The 16,618-nt window shown below is 70.7% G+C and carries 16 protein-coding genes; 7 read left to right on the top strand and 9 right to left on the bottom strand.

Annotated features, from left to right (window positions below; genetic code table 11):
- From EEJ42_RS47125 to EEJ42_RS47115, 3 genes are all read left to right on the top strand, one after another.
- On the top strand, positions 1-1,338 hold a 1,338-nt coding region (locus EEJ42_RS47125; RefSeq protein WP_123108294.1), incomplete at its 5' end, for a hypothetical protein.
- Between the two features lie 165 nt (positions 1,339-1,503).
- Complete coding sequence (locus EEJ42_RS47120) at positions 1,504-2,361, top strand: hypothetical protein (RefSeq protein WP_123108293.1); 858 nt, start codon at positions 1,504-1,506, stop codon at positions 2,359-2,361.
- Positions 2,362-2,600: 239 nt separating this feature from the next.
- A complete protein-coding gene (locus tag EEJ42_RS47115) occupies positions 2,601-2,861 on the top strand; it encodes a hypothetical protein (protein WP_123108292.1) in 261 nt (86 codons plus the stop codon).
- 87 nt (positions 2,862-2,948) lie between these two features.
- On the opposite strand, the gene EEJ42_RS47110 is transcribed toward EEJ42_RS47115, so the two are convergent.
- The 6 genes from EEJ42_RS47110 to EEJ42_RS47085 all read right to left on the bottom strand — a co-directional run bounded on the left by EEJ42_RS47110 (position 2,949) and on the right by EEJ42_RS47085 (position 9,051).
- Positions 2,949-4,838, bottom strand: a complete 1,890-nt coding sequence (locus EEJ42_RS47110) for a hypothetical protein (protein ID WP_123108291.1) — start codon at positions 4,836-4,838, stop codon at positions 2,949-2,951.
- Between the two features lie 277 nt (positions 4,839-5,115).
- Entirely contained in the window at positions 5,116-5,796 is a 681-nt protein-coding gene (locus EEJ42_RS50500) for a hypothetical protein (RefSeq protein WP_148082238.1), read from the bottom strand.
- Positions 5,797-5,958: 162 nt separating this feature from the next.
- The gene (locus tag EEJ42_RS47100; protein WP_123108289.1) at positions 5,959-6,432 is read right to left on the bottom strand and encodes a PaaI family thioesterase; all 474 of its coding nucleotides are present in this window, start codon (positions 6,430-6,432) and stop codon (positions 5,959-5,961) included.
- A 373-nt stretch (positions 6,433-6,805) separates the two neighbouring features.
- Entirely contained in the window at positions 6,806-7,552 is a 747-nt protein-coding gene (locus tag EEJ42_RS47095) for an SRA domain-containing endonuclease (protein WP_148082237.1), read from the bottom strand.
- Positions 7,553-7,642: 90 nt separating this feature from the next.
- Positions 7,643-8,134 (bottom strand): 6,7-dimethyl-8-ribityllumazine synthase, encoded by a 492-nt coding sequence (gene ribH / locus EEJ42_RS47090; RefSeq protein ID WP_123108287.1) that lies wholly within the window; start codon positions 8,132-8,134, stop codon positions 7,643-7,645.
- Between the two features lie 575 nt (positions 8,135-8,709).
- Positions 8,710-9,051 (bottom strand): SH3 domain-containing protein, encoded by a 342-nt coding sequence (locus EEJ42_RS47085; RefSeq protein WP_246097920.1) that lies wholly within the window; start codon positions 9,049-9,051, stop codon positions 8,710-8,712.
- A 598-nt stretch (positions 9,052-9,649) separates the two neighbouring features.
- Here EEJ42_RS47085 and EEJ42_RS47080 point away from each other — a divergent pair.
- From EEJ42_RS47080 to EEJ42_RS47070, 3 genes are read left to right on the top strand one after another with little or no spacing between them, the layout of a single operon-like run.
- Positions 9,650-10,786 carry a GNAT family N-acetyltransferase gene (locus EEJ42_RS47080; protein WP_184503611.1) on the top strand — a complete coding sequence of 379 codons (1,137 nt, stop codon included), beginning with the start codon at positions 9,650-9,652 and terminating at the stop codon, positions 10,784-10,786.
- Complete coding sequence (locus EEJ42_RS47075) at positions 10,783-11,265, top strand: hypothetical protein (protein ID WP_148082236.1); 483 nt, start codon at positions 10,783-10,785, stop codon at positions 11,263-11,265. Before EEJ42_RS47080 ends, EEJ42_RS47075 begins: the two co-directional genes overlap by 4 nt.
- 33 nt (positions 11,266-11,298) lie before the next feature.
- Positions 11,299-11,664, top strand: coding sequence for a hypothetical protein (locus tag EEJ42_RS47070; RefSeq protein WP_123108283.1), 366 nt, complete (start codon positions 11,299-11,301; stop codon positions 11,662-11,664).
- Between the two features lie 281 nt (positions 11,665-11,945).
- On the opposite strand, the gene EEJ42_RS47065 is transcribed toward EEJ42_RS47070, so the two are convergent.
- The 3 genes from EEJ42_RS47065 to EEJ42_RS47055 all read right to left on the bottom strand — a co-directional run bounded on the left by EEJ42_RS47065 (position 11,946) and on the right by EEJ42_RS47055 (position 15,400).
- Positions 11,946-13,061: an aminotransferase class I/II-fold pyridoxal phosphate-dependent enzyme gene (locus tag EEJ42_RS47065; protein WP_123108282.1), complete on the bottom strand. Its 1,116-nt coding sequence runs from the start codon at positions 13,059-13,061 to the stop codon at positions 11,946-11,948.
- A gap of 215 nt (positions 13,062-13,276) precedes the next feature.
- Positions 13,277-14,548, bottom strand: a complete 1,272-nt coding sequence (locus EEJ42_RS47060; protein WP_123108281.1) for an MFS transporter — start codon at positions 14,546-14,548, stop codon at positions 13,277-13,279.
- A gap of 486 nt (positions 14,549-15,034) precedes the next feature.
- Complete coding sequence (locus EEJ42_RS47055; protein WP_123108280.1) at positions 15,035-15,400, bottom strand: SH3 domain-containing protein; 366 nt, start codon at positions 15,398-15,400, stop codon at positions 15,035-15,037.
- Between the two features lie 387 nt (positions 15,401-15,787).
- Here EEJ42_RS47055 and EEJ42_RS47050 point away from each other — a divergent pair, with 387 nt between their 5' ends.
- Positions 15,788-16,369: a hypothetical protein gene (locus EEJ42_RS47050; RefSeq protein ID WP_123108279.1), complete on the top strand. Its 582-nt coding sequence runs from the start codon at positions 15,788-15,790 to the stop codon at positions 16,367-16,369.
- Positions 16,370-16,618 lie beyond the last annotated feature (249 nt).

Below are 16,618 nucleotides of genomic sequence, written 5' to 3'. Positions count from 1 at the left end.
CCGTCCGGTGGCACCCTGCTGCTTCCCCGGGACCACGGCCCGGCCCTGCGCCGGGCCGTGGAGGAGCTGGCCGCCCGGCCCTCCAGCAGCCAGCCCCAGGGCACATTTCCCGTCTGGGTCGGCATCCCCGGCGGGCGTGAGCGCGCCAGCAGGGTGCTGCGCCGCATCCGTCTCTTCGCCGACCACGCCGCGGTCGACTTCCGCACGGAACTCCCCGGCGATGCCGCCCTCGCCGGACCGCGCCCAAAGTTGCTGCTGCGCGCCCGGCGGCCGCGCGTCATCGCCGTCGCCAACTGCCAGGGCGGCCACGGGTGCAGCTCGCTCGCCACCGGCCTCGCCCAGGCAATGGGCGGCCAGGACCACCGCGTCCTGTATCTGCTGACCTCCCGCGGTGTGCAGGCCGGGCCGGGCCTGCAGGGGCATCGCTGGCCAGAGGCCGATCCCGGGCTGGCGGCCGTGGCCCAGGACCCCGGCCGTCATGTCCACCCGCTGCCCGGGCTGGGCCATGCCTTCGTCCGCTGCTCCGCCCCGGGCGCCGACGGGCCTGACCAGGCACGGCAGTTGGCTCTGCTGCTGCGGCACCCCTCCATCGACCGCGTCTTCAGCCATGTAGTCATCGACGCCTCCCCCATCGGCCTGCCGCGCGCCGCTGCCCTCACCGCCGATGTGACGCTCGTGCCGTGGCGGCGCGTGCCCAGGCCGCCGGGCCGGGAGGTCACCGAAGTGCGCCTCACTCCCCTGGGGGCGGTCTGGGCCTGGCTGGCGGACACCTACCGGGACTCCGAGCCCGCCGGGCTGGAGCACTGCTACGCGTACGAAGCGCGCTTGGAGCAGTTCGCCCGTCAGACCGGCGCGAAGAAGGAGGACGACCAGCTCGAGGACGGTCTTGCCCGGCGCCTGTTCCTCCACGACATCGACGAGGTTGGCCGTCAGCGGTGGGGAGCACGGTGGGTGGCGGCGCGGGACGGGTGGATCGCACACCTGCTGCACGAGAAGAGCAACGGTTGGGACGAGGCGGCGGGTGCACGCGTCCGGCGCACCTTGTCAGACCAGGAGTGGGAGACCGCGCTGCACTCGAGGGTCGCCGAGGCGGCCGACGAGGTGCTGTGGAACCTGCCGGTCTCCACCGGCAGGCGCCGTCCCTGGCTGGTCCCCACCACCCAGATGCCCGCCGATGTCCTCCACACGCTCCGCGGGGCGTGCACGGCTGGGGGCCTGCGTCTGTTCTCCACCGTCCTGCCCGACATCGGCAACGCCGTCCTGCCCGCATCGCTGACCCGCTGGGAGGACGCCGTGCGACAAGTGGCCGACGAGGCTTGTGCGCAACTCCCCCGCTGACATGACCGAGCGGACCCGGCATCTTGCCGGTGACCGTGAAGACCGGGGTCGTGAATACGGTCTCCACGGCGCCCGCAAGAGTGGCGATCGTGCGGGAAAGCGACTACCACCCCTGGCAGTGAGTAGCATCCGGCAGCAACAACCAGGTACAAGGAGCGTGCTGCCGTGGCCGACGAGCCCGAGAAGATCACCCCTATCCAAGACCGTGTACGCCAGCAATTGGCCGACAACCTCGTGGCCAACCGCAAGGAGCAGGAGAAGGTCACCGCGCAGCTCGCTGCTCTCCAGAAGCAGGTCGCCGCTCTTGAGGAGCGCCTTGCGCAACTCAAATTGGATGAGGCGTGGTTGGCCCAGGCGCAGGGCAGTTTGCCCACGGCTCTCGCCCAGAGCGAGCCCGCCGCCGGGGCGGCCGAGGAACTGTCGGCGGCCCCGGCCGAACAGCCTGAGACTTCCGCACCGGCCAAGGCGGTCACCGATGAGCCCCGTACCGTGCCGCAACCGCGGCAGAACCAGCCAGTGAAGGCGGCACGGTCCAAGCAGCCCGCCAAGAAGACGACGGCGGCGGCGAAGAAGACCACTGCTAAGAAGACGACCGCGAAGAAATCGGCGGCCAAGAAGGCGACGGCGAAGAAGACCACTGCCAAGAAGCCGGCGGCTGAGCAGGCCCCGAAGCCGAAGGCCACCGCCACGAAGGCGTCGGCGAAGAAGACCGCGGCCAGGGGGAAGTCGAGGCCGCCGCTGTGGGAACTCATCCTGGGCATCCTCCTCAAGACCCCCGGACAGCCGTGCGTGGCCCGCGAGGTCACCAACCAGCTCGTGCAGGACCATCCCGGTCGGGCGACGTCCGTCCAGGCGGTGCGCAACAACCTGGAGATCCTCGTCAACAAGAACCTCGCCGAGAAGTCGCGCCAGCAGGGGAACTCGATGTACACCGCGTACGCCGACGCCGCTGCGGACGAGCCCGTGGGTGGCGAAGGCAAGCAGGCGCCCGAGACGGCCGAGAAGGTTCCGGCGGAGGTCTAGCGTCCCGCCCGCCCGGGCATCCGCGACCGTTCGGCGGGCCGAGCGCCGCAGACGCCCGGGCAGCAGTGCGGGGCCGATGAGATCCTGGAAGGCTGCCAGCGCGTGGCCGACGGGGTAGTGCTCTCCCAGTCCCCAGCTCATGGCTCTCGCGAATGCACCCGGCTGCCGTCCAGGTGAGGGCTCCGTGCTCGGCAGACCGGAGCCATCTACGACACGACCGAGAAGTGAGGACACCCGCCATGGCCAGCACCTCGAAGATCGCCTCTGCCAGCGAGTGGGCAGAGGCGCTTGACGCCCACCAGAAGGAGACCGCGCAGGACGTCGGGACGATCATCTCGTTCGGCTACGCGGACGGGCAGGTCCTCGGGGTCATCCTCGACCCCAACCACCCCGACGCCGACGACGAGCGCGCAGTTATCGCCTCCGAAGAGGGATGGGTCGTCCGCTACGTCCCGCAGTCTGGCTGGTGGGAAGCCGTAAGCAGTTCCGACGAGAAGTGAGGGCGCGGCCATGGAGCCGAAACACTTGCTGTAACACGATGCTCCTGCCCGGCCTGGCGGCAGCTGCTGGCCTTCGGTGCAGTCGGCTCAGGACGGGGAGATGCCGGGACCGGCCTGGGGTGTCTGGAGGTTGTGCTGCTGGGCCTGTCTGGCGGCGGCGTCGGTGCGTGGTGCCGTCGGCGTGGCTGGAAGGGCGCTCTCTCGCAACCGGGCTGCGAGGCGGGCGGCGCGTGTGGCCACCGAGTCGGAGGGAGAGGGGTCCAGGTGTGCTGCGCCGTCCAGCGCTTTGACCGCGCGCAGCGTCAGCGGGCGGCTGTGCTGGAGGTCCGCGAAGTGGCTGTCGGCGTTCTGCGCAGCTGTGCGGGCCTGTTCGAGCTGCTCGGTGGTCACGGTCGGGCGGCCGAACTCCAGGGTCTTGCTGCGATAGCGGGCTACCAGGCTCTCCAGCGCGTGTCCGGTCTCTCTCATTGCGCGGTAGGCCTGGTTGTAGGCGTCGAGACCGAGCCCGGAGTGCTCAACCAGTTGTGTGCGCACCGTGTGCAGGGCGCTGTTGGTGACGGCTTGGGGGAAGATCCGGTGCAGCGCGTCGCGGGTCAGCTGGCGCTGTGCGTCGAGAGTTTCGGCGATGCGGCCCTCCGCCGCGTTGACTTGTGCCATGAACGCCTCCTGGGCGGCTGTCACCTCGGCGGCCGTTGTGGGCTGGGCTTGAGCTTCGCTGGCTTGCGCGGCGGCGACGATGGCCTCGTGTGTGGCTGGGACGGCGGCCGCTTCGGCGTCGGCCAGGACACTCGCGTGCATCAGCAGCGCGTGGCGCGCGGTGAGTTCGTCCAGTTCCCCGTGGAGGCGGCTGTGGGCGAGCAGGGCTTGGTCCTCTTGCGCGGAGGGGGGCCGGTTCGGGTCGGCGGCCGCGGTGGACTGGGTGAGGGCGGTGGCGGCCCGGACCAGTTGCTCCATGGTCTGTTCGGCTGAGCGGCGGGCCGCGGGTGACAGGAGCCGCCACTGGGCGGCGGCCTGCAGCTCGCCTGGCAGGTGCTTGGGGTAGCCGGGGATCGCATCCGCTTCCACGTTCGCGTCGACGTCCGGGAGCGGGGCGGGGTGCTGCTCGGCGTCCTCGGCGGCGGCGAGCGCCTTGGTGAGGTCGTGGGCCGCGTCGGCGAGCAGGCGTTCCTCCCCGTCGGGTCCGATGAGGGACAGGCGGCGCAGGTAGGTGCGGGCCGCCTGGTTCGCGGGGTGCTGAGGGTCGGGATGGGCCTCGGCCACGGGCGCGGTTTCCGGGAGGCGGGTGATCAGGTGGTTCATGAGGCTCTGCTCCGCGTCCTGGGCGAGGCCGCGGAGCTGGCCGATTTCGAAGCCGAAGGTCAGCCGGTTCATGTGGGCCAGGGCGGCCAGGAGCTCGGCGGGGTCCCCGTATTCGGGCTCTTCGGCCAGCGCGAGGGCGCCCAAGGTCTCGAGGGCCGCGGCACGCAGTCGTGCGGTGCCTTCCGGCTGCGGGACGGCGTGCTGGGCGGTGAGGTGGGCCAGGACCTCCGCGTGCGGGACGGTGCCCAAGGCGAGGGCCCAGATCTGGCCACCACGCCGCCATGAGGCCGGGGCGGGCGTATTGGGGCGGTCCTGGGCGGGGTCATCCGGCTGCACGTGCCTAAGGCGGTGATCGAGCCAGTCGGCGGCCTCGGCGGCCAGCGCGTCCTGCAGCAGGGCGGCGGTATGGCGAGCCTCCTCACCCGGGGCCTGCGCCGCTCTCACCAGGGCGCGTTCGGCATCGGCCAGCAGCTCGCGCGCGGGCAGCGGCTGCCACGTGGCTCCGTCGTCGTCGCTGACGTGCCCGGCGACGGCGAGGTTCTCCTCCCGCTCGTGGGTCAGGTACCACCGCATCGCCACGACCGCGTCGTTGATCAGCAGTCCGGGCCCGGCCTCGTCGGACAACCACGGGTGGTTGTACGTGCTGGCCAGGGCGTACAGGCGGTCGGTGTCGGGCACGCGCGCGCTCTCCCTCGTCCCGGTGGCGGTGTGCCGTCTGGGTGGCCGGTGCGGTTAAGGCTGCCGGGCCCAGGGTGATGGCAGGGCCCGGGCGCAGGCCGGGTCCGCTTGGCGGGAGCGCGGAGGCGGGAAAGGTGCCGTGGTGGACCGCCGGGCGGTCCTGTACTGGTGACGGCCGGTCTTGGCCCGGAGGTGCCCGGGCCGGGCGGGGCGCACGAGAGGTGCCCGGGCCGGAAGACGGCGTCAGCCCGTTCTTCCAGGAGTCCGGCGGGTATGGCTACGCCATGGCTGAAGGTGGGGGACGGTGATCCAGCAGGAGGCATCGGTCCTCACCGGCCCATGCGAGGCCGGTATGAGGGAGCCAGCGGCGGGAGGCTGGGTTTCTGCCCGCCTCTGCGGCGACTCGCTGGGAGGGGACACGGTTCAGGTGGTCTGATGCGTGGGGCGGTCGCTGATCCCGATGTACGCGTCGGCTTCCGCGTCGAGGAAACGCGCGGCCGACGGCGATGAAGGTGCGCACGTGCGGTGTTTCATGGTTGAGCGGCGCGCCTTGGGGCTGGTCGGGATCCAGGCCCGCAACGATCCGCGCGCTCTGCTCGACGAGCTCATCCGCAGCCGCAGCCAGAGCCGCGTTCGCCTCGAGGTGGACGACGGAACACCGCCTGGTCAGTTCATCTTGCAGCTCTTGAGCTCGTCGCAGCCTCTCCATTCGGACGATATGGTTCAGCACCGGCCACATGGCGGCGATATGTGCGATCTCCTCGGCTGGCTGCACGCAGCCCACGATCGCGTTACTCCGACGCTCATGCTGCTGGCGCCATGCGTAGCCGTCAGGCACGCGCACCGCCGACATGGTGACGACAGAGCGCCGGATGATGACCGCGACGGCCTTGCTTCCGGCGAAGGCCCCCAGGAGGGTAGCCGCGGAGGCGATCAGGAACGCGGGCATAGGGTCCATTCCAGCATTGTGCCGCGCCTTGGCATGCCAGTGGCGGTATCCGGGAGTTCGGGCTGACGGAGATCCATGTCTTCGGTTCGCCCCCCCTTGTCCTGGCTCTGGCTGCCGCGCTCTGGTCCTCTCCCCTGCCATTTTCGGGGCCTGAGTTCTTTCACGCTGGTCTTACGCGGCAAGCTCGCGGGGCTGGGCGTCGCGGAGGAGGCAGGTCAGGCGGGCGGTGCATACCCGGCGGTCCTCGTCATCGTTGATGATGACCTCGTAGGTGGCGGTGGAGCGGCCCCGGTGCAGCGGGACCGCGACACCGGTGACCGTGCCCGAGCGCACGCCGCGGTGGTGGGTGCAGTTGAGATCGACGCCCACGGCGGTTTTCGTCCGGCCGCCGTGGAGCAGCGAGCCCACGGATCCGAGGGTTTCGGCCAGGACCGCGGAGGCGCCGCCGTGCAGCAGTCCGTACGGCTGGGTGTTGCCCGATACCGGCATAGTGCCCACGACCCGTTCGGCGGTGGCTTCGAGGATGTGCACGCCCATGTGCGTGCCGAGGTATCCGGAGGAGAACAGCGCGAGCAGCTCTCCCTGGAACGCGGCACGCTCGTCGGCGCCCTGAGGCGGGAGCTGGATGCTGGTCTGTTCACTCATGGGAGGGCTCCGCTCGTGTGGAGGACATGGCAAGTCGGCTTGGACGCGGGGGCGCGCGTTGGCTCGCTCGCTTCCGGACCGGGGGCGGGTGCGCTCGGCCGCCGGGGGGGGTGCGGTTCCTGCGTCCGTCCAATGAGGGAACCATTGGTGGGTGACCGTGGTGGCAGACCTCTGGGCTTGTTCCCGGGGCGCGGCACTGCCGTCAGCGGGCTCGTTTCTCTGGACGGGACTTTCAGGGCGGTGGCCGCTCGGGTGAGACCTGCGCAGCCAGGTACGCGGCTGGGGCGCACGGGCCTGAGGTGGTTTTCGGGCGCCCGCGGGTGTGCGCTTCACGGGCTTAAGGGCTCTGCGGGAGGGGACCGGTGGCTTTTCGTTACCGGCCTTTGCTGATGTGTGGGGCGGGCCCTTGCTGGCCGGGGTGGTGCTGCGGGTTGTCGTTCTGCGGAGGCCGTACCGGTCGGGCGGTGGATTGCTGCTCTGTGTTGGCTGACGGCGTTCCGGCGCTGCGGGCGCGGTGCTCGTTGCGCATCCATGCGGCCACGTCCGCCAGCCTGCGGGTGTGGGCAAGCAACGTGTCGGGTGGGTGACCAGCTGGGTCCTGCGGCGTGGAGAGCGCGCCGTGTGCGGGGTCGAGGTTTGCCTCCCACGCCTGCGGTCGGGGCTGGGTGTCGACATGGGGCACGCCGTCGGGTGGGCCGTCCATCGGGATGAGGCGGAAAATGACCAGGTTGCGGGTGGGGCCTTCCCCGACGAGGGGCGGAGCCTGCGCCGGGATCCACGGCGTCGTCTCGTCCAGGCTGTATCTGCCCAGATAGCGGGGGCCTTGGCCGGGTGAGGCGAGGAAGAGGCGTAAGGTGCGGTTGGTCGTGTGGTGTTTGAGAATGGACGCGTTCCCCTGGCCTTCCAGCGCTTGGCTGACGTCGTTGAGGCCTTCTCCGGCAAACAGGTAATGGTCGCCCGTCCAGCCGTCGTATCCACCCACACCATCACCGCAGTCGCTGAACAGCAGGATTTCGGGTGTGCGCCCGGACTTGCACACCCGGCCGGTCCGGCGGCCGCCGAAGACGTCGTGCAGCTGCTGGCGATCGGCCATTTCGCCTGGCTCGAGGTTCCATTCCATTGCGCTGAGCCTCCCAAAGGAGCGGAGTAGGTTGAGCCAGGGACACGACGGTGCGCCATTTTCGGCTGGTGATATCCGCTCTGGTACAGCTCAGTGGGCGCGCTGGCCGACCGGCCGCAGAGTGGACACGGTGGCGAGGGCGGCGGCAGCAGCTTCGTACCCTTTGTCCTCCGCGGACTTCTCCAGCCCGGCCCGGTCGAGGGCCTGCTCCTCGGTGTCGCAGATCAGAACGCCGAAGCCGATGGGGGTCCCGGTGTCCACGCTGACCTGGGTGAGGCCCTGGGCGACGCTCTGGCATACATAGTCGAACTGGGGAGTCCCGCCGCGGATGATCGCGCCCAGGGCCACGACCGCTTCATAACCCCGGTGATCGGCCAGCGTTTTCGCGGCGAGCGGCAGTTCGAAGGTTCCGGGGACACGCAGCACGAGGGGCGCGGTCACACCGGAGTCATCCAGCGCTCGCAGTGCGCCGCTGAGCAGTCCGTCCATCACCTGGGGATGCCAGAGCGCGGCCGCGACAGCCACGCGCAGCCGGGCGTGATGGCCCACTGCCTCCAGCCTGGGGACTCCCATGCCGGTCATGCACCCTCCTTGGGTATGTGCTGCATCAGGGGTTGGCGTTGCCGGTACGGGCTCGCTGTGGAGGTCCTCCGGCCGGGGCCGGTCGTGGCCCATCCGGTCGCCCTTGGTCTGCAGGGAGCGCAGGTGGGGTTTCTCTCCCTCGACGGACAGGGGTTGGTGGCTCGGCACCCGCAGCGTGCCGGGCCGGCGCCGCGGTCTTCTCGGGGTTGCCGGTCATCAGGTGCGGGGACCGCGCGCCGGGGCCGGCCGGGATCCGGGCGCCCGCGGCTCAGTCGCGCGCATCGGTCGGCAGGCCGAATTCGGGGGTGGCGAAGGCAACGACGGAAGTACATAGCCTCGCGAGGTGGCGTTCGTGTCGCCAGGGCGTGCGGGGTGTCCCCGGTCGGCTTCGCCGGGGCCGGGGCGCACGCGGGCGGGGCCGCACACGTGGTGCAGGCGGCAGCCGCGGAGGCATCAGCGCTCGTGGCGGATCCTGGAGCTGGTCATTACGCCGCCGGGGCCCAGCCGATTGCGACCTCACAGCCCAGGCAACGGCGTGGGGAACGGGATCCTGCATCAGGGGTGCTGGTCTTGGTTCAGCCGGCCAGGTGCTGCAGCCCGCTGTCGTGCACCCAACCCTTGGTGCCCTTGGGAAGTCCGGACGCCGAACGGTGGGTGAGCTGGCTGAAGTTCCAGGGGCCGCGGGAGCAGAAGACCCTCACGTCATCGCCCCGGTAGAGGTATCCCAGGCTCCGGTATCCCGTACTCGGACCGCTGCGGTAGTTCCACCCGCTCTTGCTCACCTCGGCGCCGAAGTTGGACCAGTTCACGGTGCACTTGCGGTTCTCTCCGACGGCGTGCGCGGCAGGCGCGGTGGTCACGGTCAGCGCGGCGGCAGCAGCCATCGCCAGAGCGGCCGGAACGGCCGAGCGGGTCACGATACGGCGGATCATCGAAGGCCTTTCGAGAGACGCGAACAGGGCAGACACCCGGATGTCGGGTGCACTTGATGCTGGGCCCCCGGACGCGGGGCGGAAGCTGTCCGGGGCCACGGATCCCGTCTGCCGAATCAGCGACTTCCGTGGCCATCCCCCGCGACGGGACGCACCCCGCCCGGCGGCTCCGGCAGCGCCCCGGACGGGCGGAGCGGAAGCCGCACCCCCGCGCGCCGCATCCGCCCGTCCACGGTGTCCTCACCAGACCGGGCGGTCCGCGAGGCGCCCCCCTTGTGCGCCCTCCATGCCGCTACAGGCCCTGCGCCCGGACGATCCCGTCTGCTGAAACACCCGCACAGATCCCGGTGCCAAGTCCTGACACACCAGCTTCCTGTCCGCCTTGTTCAGCTCGGACGACGCCACATCCTGCTGAATGCGCCTGCGGCCTGCTGCCCCGCGATCCCGCGCAAGGAGATCGCCCGGGACATGGCCGTCGGCACCCGTCCGCCGGATTCTCTTCCTTTCGAATGGAACGTGCGCGTCCATGTCCTTGCCCCTGCTCCACGCCGGTGCTCCACCCGCCCAACGGCTCCGGCAGCCCATGGCGGTCGCGGTGCTTCCTGGCGCAGCCCGGGTCCGGGCGAGCGACTGGGACGCACACGTCGACCGGACGGGCTTCTACAACAGCCACCCGTGGGTGCGGGCACTCGAGCTGGCTCATGGCCCCAGTCCGGTCCTCGCCGCGTTCGCCGGGGGCCAGCTCCAAGGGGTTCTTCCTACCTGGGCGAACACCGCGACCGGCAGCCTGTTCAGCCTGACAGGGATGACGCAGGGTCTGCTCAGCGCACCGAGTCAGGATGTCCTGTGGCTGGGAACACGGCGAGGGACGGCGAACACCATCACCTGCACCCGCGATCCTGTGCTGCGGGCCCGGGTGTTGCACGGTTTGCTGGATAGGGCGCGTCAACTCGCGGAGGCTGAGGGCTTCTCGGGGGTGGTGTGGCCGTACCTCAGCGGCGGGGATGCCCGGGAAGCCGCCGCCTGTCATCCCGGCGCGCAGGTGGTGCTGCAGGGGGCCGATGCCACGGTAAGCGTGCCGGAGGGCGGAATGCGGGGTATGGAGGCCGCCGCGCGGAGCCCGGAGCGCATAAAGTGGCGCCGCGAGCGGCGCCTGTTCCTGGAATCCGGCGGCTCGATCGAATGGACCCGCCTGTCGGCCGACGTGTGCGCCCGCATCGCGCCGCTGCTGGCCGCCACCCGGGATAAGCACGGTTCGGCCGGCGGAGTCGGCTGGATGGAGCGCGCTCTGACCGCGCAGATGTCGTCAGGGGCGGCCGTGCACGCCGTCGTGGCGCTCGCTCGCACGAGAGCCGGGGAGATCACAGCGGCAGCCGTCTTCTACATGCATGGCGACTGGCTCTACGGCAGGTACTGGGGCGCAACAGCTCGTGCACCCCGGAACGCCTATTTCGTGCTGACGTTCTACGAGGCAGTCGACTGGGCCGCGGCGCACGGCTTTCGCACCCTGCACCTGTCGGTGCCCGCATCGTCGGCCAAGATCGCACGCGGAGCGCAGGTGACGCCGCTGGCCCTCGTCCATCTTCCGGCCCGCCATACCAAGCCGCTCGCCCGTCACACTCTTGCCCGGCACAACCATCACATCGCGCAGCGCTGGCTCCGGTACTCCCGACTCCCGCTCGGCCCCGCGTGGGCGCCGTGGGCCAGCGAGGAAAGGTGACCATGCTCTACCTCGTCTACACCTTCGAAGCCACCGAGTACGCGCGTCGTCGGCTGCCCGAGTTCTGGGAGTGGATGCGCGACCGGAATGAGTGGTTTTACGCGGGCCTGGGCATGGTTCAGGGCACTGGCTGGCGCATCGAGACCAGCTCCTCGCTCCTGCTCATTCACCACGAGGTGGCGTTCGCCGACGACAGCGGCCTGGCAGAGTACCGCGCGGCCTTGGCGGCCAGGGGCCGGGACCCCGCCTGGGAGCAGCGTCGGCTGGAGCAGGACCGGTGGTACCGCATCGTCCGGCGAGGCACCCACACCTCGCCCCCGGTGCCGCTGGACCTTCCCGCGGCGGCCAGCAGGAATGGAAGTAGGCGTGATGGCCGGGGGCGGTACCTGACCGGGCCCAGACCACGCCGGGCCCTGATGAACGTGGACGAGAATCCGGTAGATGCTGCTCGTTCTCAGGGGGAGGCTGCGGCGGGATAAGGTGAGGCGCGTTGGCCGAGAGCTGAGGAGTCGATGAAGAAGACCATCAGCTTCGATACCGAGACGGACACCTACGAGGCCGTGCTCGAACAGGTCAAAGAAGCCTACGGCTTCAGAACGTGGAGCCAGCCGGACGTGGACTTGTGGGTCAGCCTCATGGCGGAGGAGCAGGTGGCCTTCGTGTCGTTGCTGGCGTGGTCCGAGGTGGACGCCGTGTCCGCAGAGACGACGCGAAGAGGGCTCTCGGGTACAGCACCGAGGACACGCGATGTCTGGCCAGACTCAGTACCGGCATCAGCCGCGCAGCCAAGAACGGCCCTGGCCACAGCTCGCCGGTCCAGCTTGTTCAGTCGTCTTCGTTGTACTGGCTCGATCCGTCAGTTGCCAAGCTCGTCCTGAACACCGCGTTCCCGAGCGGTTGAGACGAGTGGTGGCCACTACTCTTCCTCTCGTTCGCCGGGTCTCTCCAGGCCTTGGGCTGGAGGCAGGGGCTCGGAGCAGGCGGCGGGGAGCGGCTCCAGGACGAATTTTCCGGCATAGGCGGGAGGCGGGGGGATGCCGCTGCCGTTCGCAGGCAGCGTGTCCTGGGCCTGATAGGCCGCCAGGAGGCGCCTGGCGGCCTCCGGATAAGGTTCGCGTTGCGTATCGACGGTGATCTTCACACGGGGCCTCGGGCGGGCTTACAGGGTGTGGAGCGCGTGGTGGAGCTGGGTGAACTCCGCTTCCGTGCTGGGTGTCATCAGGCGCAGTCCGGACACACTCCCTCGGTCCTGGCTGGTGAAGAGCCTGGCGGAGATGCCGTGCGTCTGGAGGTGTTCCTGAACGGGGTAGGGGTCGTCCAGGAAGACGAAGCGGTAGTGGATGTCCGCCGGGACTACGGCGTTGCCGAAGTACTCGGTCAGCAGCCCCTGCAGACGGCGGGCGTCGAGCTGGATGTGCAGCAGCTTCTCCGGGAGCCACGTGCGGTCTTCGAGGGCGGCGGTGGCCAGGGTGATGTCCAGCAGTGACAGGGGCCAGGTAGGGATTTGCTCCTTCACGGCCTGGTTCAGGCGCGCATGGCGTGTCCACAGGTATCCCGCTCGTGTTCCGGTGATCCCATAGGTCTTGCCCGTGGATCCCAGGACGATCAGATTGCTGACCGGTGCTCCGGCCAGGCTCAGGCTCTGGCCCTGGAAGGCGATGTACTCCTCGTCCAGCACCAAGATCGACTGGGGGTTGTCGGCGCAGGCCTGGAGCAGCTGTTCGCGGGGGATGTAGTGGCCGAGCGGGTTCGAGGGGTTGGACAGCACGACGTACTGGTGTGTGCGCATGGCCGCGTGCAGACGTGTGGCGCGGTGCTCGGCGGTGTCGCGTGTACCGCTGTCAGGGCCCAGGAAGTCGGCGTAGGCGAAACGGCGCATCGTCTCGGTGTACTCGGGGGTGATGACCGCAACGCTGGACCGGCTCAGCAGCCGGGCGAGGGAAGTGGTCAATTCGGTGACACCGCGGCCGGCGAGGGTGTCGTCCACGTCGACGCCGAGTTGGTGCGCGACGGCCTGCAGGTAGCGCCGCTCGGCCCGGTACGGGGGCCGCTCGGATTCATACGGCGGCGGCATCAGCCGGTCCGGGTGGTGTTCGAGGAAGGTCCGCAGTGCTTCCACGGCGGCGGGCGGCGGGCCGAGCCGGTTGGTGCACAAGGACAGGTTGAGGGTGATCGCCCCGTCGGGGAGATGGGTGAGGTCGCCGCCTTGCACCGCGCGGGGATCGCGCGGCAGGTCCAGGGCGGTGTCCGCCGCAGCGGCGGCGCTGGTGCGCATGTGTACTCCTTGCAGAAACGACAGCAACGCACAGGAGTGTGCGGCCGGTCACGCCGTCGGAACGCGGTCACAGGGATGTCGTGCCGGGGCCTGGCGCCGCGGCCGGTTCCCGTGGTCCGGCATGCGGGATGGCCCTGGGCGCAGAAGGCGACTCGAGCGGTGTTCACCGGCCTGGTCGTGTCGGGAGCAGCCCTGTCCGGTGTGCCAGTGCTGGTTCACGCGGCGGTGGGTGCGGGCGCGGTGCGTGCCCCGAGCAGGAGTGCGCATAAGGCGGCGGCCAGCAGCGGGACGGCGAAGTGGCCGCCGAGCGGGCCGGCCAGGGCGGTGCCGGCGGCCTGGCCCAGGCGGATGGCACTGGACATCCAGCCGACTGCCTCGGTCGATGTTCCCGCCGGGGCCAGCGCGGTGACGGTCAGGCTGGCCACGGTCAGCAGGGGCACGAACAAGGCGCCCGGCAGCATGGCAAGAGCGAGAATTGCAGGGGCCGGGAGCGGGGCGAGGAGGGGGAGCCATGCGACCGCGAACACGGCGCCCAGGGGCAGCAGATGGCGGCCTTGGGACAGGGCTGCGGGCTGGAGGCGGGCGAACAGTATCCCGCCGAGCAGGCCCGCCGCCGAGAACGTCGCGGGCAGCGCGCCTGCCAGCCAGGAGGCGTGCTGGCGGTCGGCCGCGGCGATCCCGGCGATGTCGAGGGCGCCGACCGTGGCGCCCAGGAAGACCAGAGCGATCAGCAGGAGGCGCATGGCGGGCGGGCGCAGCACCCCGAGCCGGTCACGGTGGCGGGGCATGGCGCGCCAGGTGCGGGCGGGGCGGGCGGTGGCGAAGGCGAGGGTCCCGGCCAGGGTGACGGCAGCCGCCAGGGCCAGGGCGGTGGCCGGGGACAGCCAGGTGGCCACGGCGATGGCCAGGGCCGGGCCGGTGACGTAGACGAGCTCCTGGGCGGAGGAGTCCAGGGTGTAGGCGGTGCGGACGTGGGCGGCGTCGGGGAGCACGGTGGGCCACAAAGACCTCAGGCCGCCCTCCAGCGGAGGGCATCCGGCCCCGGCCAGGGCGACGCACACGGCGGTGAGGGCGAGGTGGGAGGTTCCGGCGAGGGCCAGGGTGCCCAGGGCCACCGCGACCAGTGCGGCTCCCAGGTGGCACGGCAGCGGCAGGCCCCGCAGGTCGGCCAGCCGCCCCAGCAGCGGGAGTCCGATTGCCGGGGCGATGCCGTAGAGCGCGGCCAGCAGGCTGGCGGTCGCCAGGGAGTGGCCGTCCGCCTGCGCTGCCAGGATCAGAGCGACGGGCACCATGCCCAGCGACATGCGCCCGACAACCGAGGCGAACAGCAGGCGGCTGCAGTATCGGTGCCGCAGCACGGCGCGGAAGGTCGGCGGCGTGCTCGCTGCCGCCACAGGGGCGGCCGGGATGCGGAGGGTGGGGGGCTGTGGCTCGGGGCCCGGCGCCGGGGTCGTGCGGGGGACATCGCGGACCTGCGCGTGGGCCATCGCCTGCCTGCCTTCTGCAAAAGGGGGGATCGGGGAACCGGGAGAACGGGAGAAGGAGGCCGCCCGTACGGCCGGGCCCGGCAGCGGGCGGCGGCGTACGGACGGCGGCAGCGGTGAAGGGGGGCACACCGCTGTGGCGAGAAGCCCAGCAGGGCGGAGTACCGGCTTCAACGCTGCTTCCGCGCAGGCGGACACCGGCTGCTGCTTCTCCCGCCCCCTGGCGCGGCAACCCGTGCGGGCGGTCCGCCAGGTGCCGTCTGCCCGGCGAGGGCAGCCATCGAAATCGCCGGGCCCGCGCACGGCGAAGCGGCGGCACCCGCTTGGGGTACCGCCGCTTCGTGGTACAGGTTCCTCGTCCGGCTGCCGAGGGTCGAACGTTGTCGGCCTGAAGCCGTGTTCTGCGCTGCGCCGTCCGACTCGTGTCTGTGGCTGTGCCGCTACGGCGTCCGCAGCGGAAGGCCGACGTCGAACGGCGCGGCCCGCGGGTCAGCAGCCCTGGGTGCCCTTGGGGACTTCCTTGCGCACATAGGGCCAGCTGACCCACCCCGTGGTGCCCTTCGACAGACCGTTGTGCGACTTGGCCCTCAGCGTGGCCTTGTACCAGAGGCAGTTCCCGAACCCGCCGGGGTTCGTGGCGGTCACCCTGATCTTGTCGCCGGTGGCCACCAAGCCCTTGGTCGTCGTGTTGTAGCCCGGGGCGGCGCGGAAGCGGATCCCGTTGCCGCCCTCGATGGTGGTGTTGTAGTCGCGGACGTTGTGCACGCTGTACGCCGAGGCAGGGCTGGCCGCCAAGGTGCCGACTGCCAGGACCGCGGCTGTCAGGGCGGTGGCAGCGCCGGTGCGCGTCTTCATGTGGTCCCCTCCGTTAGTGGTGGCCTGGTGTTGTCCCAGGGCCCGTGGCCCGCAAATGGCCCGGTCGGGTCGATCCTGGCCACCACAACGGGGTCGGTGACGATCACAGCGGCATGGCTCCCAAGAGCTGCACCGGCGACATGGAGTGCGCTCCCGTGCGGCGGGATCGGTCGTCTCATTCGCTGTGCTGGCCCGGCAAACCGGAAGCCGGGGGCAACTGGCCGAACTCCTCGACGTCTCCGAGGGCTACATCTCCAAGAGCAGCAAGAACCTCAAGCCCGTCTCCGCCTGAACCACCCCGCGCAGCGCCCCGGCTCGCGACGAGCGGCCCCGGGGCGCTGCGCCGTAACCGGTCCCACCCTGGCCCGCTGCCGCTACCGTAAGACCATGACAGCAGGGGGCGGCCGCATACCGGCGAACATCTGGATCCGAGCGGGCAAGGACTACTACTACAGCCGCGGCCAGGCCCCGGACGGCACCGCCCGCCTAGCGCGGCTCAGCCGTCCGCCTCACGGCAAGACCGTCTACGTGATCGACCCCACCGGGACCTTGGCGGCGGAGAAGCTCCCCTTCGAGCTCCTCGGCTCGGCGAAGGCGTGCCTGATTCTCGCGCTCCTCGCCCTCGTCCTCATCCCCGCGACACTCGGCCGGGACCAGGACCCCATCATGGCCAAGGTTCTCATCCCGATCGCCGTCGGCCTGCTGTTCCTGGCCGCCTACCTCTGCCAGACGGCACACCTGTACCCTCACGACGCCATCAGCCGCGCCGAGGCCGAATGGGCCGCCGCCCAGGCCGAGGCCGAAGCACAACGCGAAGCAGCCGCCCGCGCCGCCGAGAACAACGCCCGGCAGGCCGCGCAGACCAACCAGTGGCTCGCCGCCATCTGGGCCCAGAACGCCGCCGCCCAGCACCACCTCGACCCCAACGCCGACGCTTGGCGCCCCTACGGCCAGTCCCCGCCGCTGTAGCAAGCCAGCAGCCCAGACGCCAGAGCTACAGAAACGACTGGAGGCAACTCCGCCGGGCATGGAGTTCATTTTGGGCCCCGCGACCGGCTGGTGAGGGCCGGTCAGGTGACGTATAGGTTCGCTCACAGGCTTCTGCGGATCGTGCCGCGGGGTACTTCTTCTCGCCCTGACGGCGCGCGGCTCGGCGGTGCGGGGCAGGGTCATGTGGTCCGCTCAGCGGGAGGCGCGGCGGGGTTGTCCACCGCATGC

The sequence above is a fragment of the Streptomyces botrytidirepellens genome (assembly GCF_003721215.1).
In the GTDB taxonomy this organism is placed as follows: domain Bacteria; phylum Actinomycetota; class Actinomycetes; order Streptomycetales; family Streptomycetaceae; genus Streptomyces; species Streptomyces himastatinicus.
This window is presented reverse-complemented; position numbering and strand designations above follow the sequence as displayed.

Excerpts from the sequence above, each read along its gene's own strand:
- EEJ42_RS47115 (WP_123108292.1), top strand. The coding sequence starts at position 2,601 with ATGGCCAGCACCTCGAAGATCGCCTCTGCCAGCGAGTGGGCAGAGGCG.
- EEJ42_RS50500 (WP_148082238.1), bottom strand. The coding sequence starts at position 5,796 with ATGGACCCTATGCCCGCGTTCCTGATCGCCTCCGCGGCTACCCTCCTG.
- EEJ42_RS47100 (WP_123108289.1), bottom strand. The coding sequence starts at position 6,432 with ATGAGTGAACAGACCAGCATCCAGCTCCCGCCTCAGGGCGCCGACGAG.
- EEJ42_RS47095 (WP_148082237.1), bottom strand. The coding sequence starts at position 7,552 with ATGGAATGGAACCTCGAGCCAGGCGAAATGGCCGATCGCCAGCAGCTG.
- ribH (WP_123108287.1), bottom strand. The coding sequence starts at position 8,134 with ATGACCGGCATGGGAGTCCCCAGGCTGGAGGCAGTGGGCCATCACGCC.
- EEJ42_RS47080 (WP_184503611.1), top strand. The coding sequence starts at position 9,650 with ATGGCGGTCGCGGTGCTTCCTGGCGCAGCCCGGGTCCGGGCGAGCGAC.
- EEJ42_RS47070 (WP_123108283.1), top strand. The coding sequence starts at position 11,299 with ATGAAGAAGACCATCAGCTTCGATACCGAGACGGACACCTACGAGGCC.
- EEJ42_RS47065 (WP_123108282.1), bottom strand. The coding sequence starts at position 13,061 with ATGCGCACCAGCGCCGCCGCTGCGGCGGACACCGCCCTGGACCTGCCG.
- EEJ42_RS47060 (WP_123108281.1), bottom strand. The coding sequence starts at position 14,548 with ATGGCCCACGCGCAGGTCCGCGATGTCCCCCGCACGACCCCGGCGCCG.
- EEJ42_RS47055 (WP_123108280.1), bottom strand. The coding sequence starts at position 15,400 with ATGAAGACGCGCACCGGCGCTGCCACCGCCCTGACAGCCGCGGTCCTG.
- EEJ42_RS47050 (WP_123108279.1), top strand. The coding sequence starts at position 15,788 with ATGACAGCAGGGGGCGGCCGCATACCGGCGAACATCTGGATCCGAGCG.